Source organism: Xylanibacter rodentium (genome assembly GCF_013166575.1).
Lineage (GTDB): Bacteria > Bacteroidota > Bacteroidia > Bacteroidales > Bacteroidaceae > Prevotella > Prevotella rodentium.
The window spans coordinates 1-1492 of sequence record NZ_JABKKE010000058.1 but is presented as its reverse complement, the minus strand read 5'-3'; the positions used below and the strand labels follow the sequence as shown (position 1 = coordinate 1492).

Genomic DNA, 1492 nt, shown 5'->3' with positions numbered 1-1492 from the left:
TCTCTGCAAGCCGTTTCCAACAGGCCGTCTGCAAAAATTACGGCCACATCAAATTTTTCTTTCGAAAAATCAATCCCAACAAATACTTTTTTCATTGTATATTATTTAATCGTTGTATATTTGCATAAATTTTCAACATCAAAGTGTGGAATAAGACCGATTTTTCATTAGTCCTGAAGACCGTGAGTTATGTTTCGTCCCCACATTCTTACATCAGAAACCGGATAGTTCAATGGGCTTTTAGACCCCGCATTCGCAATGATGGCTCACGATGTGATGATGTTGTTTAATAAAAGTTTTAGACTATGACCTACGTTGGAATCGATGTCAGCAAGGCGACTTTCGTTGTCGCTTATTCGTCCGCCAGGACAGGCAGGACAAAAACATTCAAGAACACTGTAAGAGGTGTCCATGAGTTCATCCAAACCATTTCAGCAGCCGAGCACCATTGCGTTCTGGAAGCTACCGGCAATTACAGCGCGTTGCTTGTCTATCTGCTTTCCGAAGCCGGGATAACCGTCAGCCTTGAGAATCCGCTGAATATAAAGAACTTCGCCCGTGCCATGCTCTCCGTCACCAAGACGGACGAGATTGATGCCCGTCTGATTGCCCTGTACGGGGAGAGGATGCAACCTGCACCTTATAAGTTGCGCAGCGATTCAATACTCGTCCTTAAACAGAAGCGCACGGTGCTACGCCAACTCAAAAAGCAGCTTGTGGCAACCCGAAACCTCCAAGGTTCAATGGAGGTCCTTCCTTTCTTTGATCCGAAATGCAAGAAGACTATTGAAAAGACAATCGCGTTTCTTGAAAAGCAAATCAAAGGGATGGAAGAAGAGTTGGCCTCATTGGCGCAAGGCGAGTACAAGAAACAGATGGACTTGCTCACCTCCATCAAAGGTATCGGTGTCACACTGGCTGCCGCGCTTATTGTGGCCACCGGCGGGTTCACATACTTTGATAACGCCAAGCAGCTTACCCGTTATCTGGGCTTGTCGCCTACTTACCAACAATCCGGTACGTCAGTCAATGTCAAAGGTCACATTAACCGAAACGGGGATTCAAACCTTAGAAGCCAGCTTTATGTGGCGGCGTTCTCGTCACTCAGGTGCAACACCGAGTGCAAGGCTTGTTTCGACCGTCTGCGGTCTAACGGCAAGCCAGGTAAGGTGGCGGTCGTTGCTGTCGCCAACAAACTTGTAAGGCAAGCCTTCGCTGTTGTCACGCAAGGAAAAACGTATGTCGATGGGTTCAAGTCCAAAAGGCCATAGATACTCATCTGAGGAGGGAACGATATGCGCCAACGGGATGTGAAGTCAGCCCCAACGAGCTTTCCATGCGAGATAATCTGCATAATTATGATAATTATCGTTAACCGTATTCAATTCTCTTATTATAGTTCATAACTTTGTACTTAATTATATTTGAACCGGTCGATAGTTGTATGGACTAATACTCTAATAAGGCTCGGAGCCGATAACTTTCTATCTGG

The 1492-nt window shown here is 45.9% G+C and carries 1 protein-coding gene; it reads left to right on the top strand.

From position 1 onward, the window contains the following. The first annotated feature begins 305 nt into the window (after positions 1 to 305). Complete coding sequence (locus tag HPS55_RS14000; RefSeq protein ID WP_172178089.1) at positions 306 to 1271, top strand: IS110 family transposase; 966 nt, start codon at positions 306 to 308, stop codon at positions 1269 to 1271. Positions 1272 to 1492 lie beyond the last annotated feature (221 nt).

What these genes read in the sequence shown, in the direction of transcription:
- HPS55_RS14000 (WP_172178089.1), top strand. Translation starts at nt 306, where the DNA reads ATGACCTACGTTGGAATCGATGTCAGCAAGGCGACTTTCGTTGTCGCT.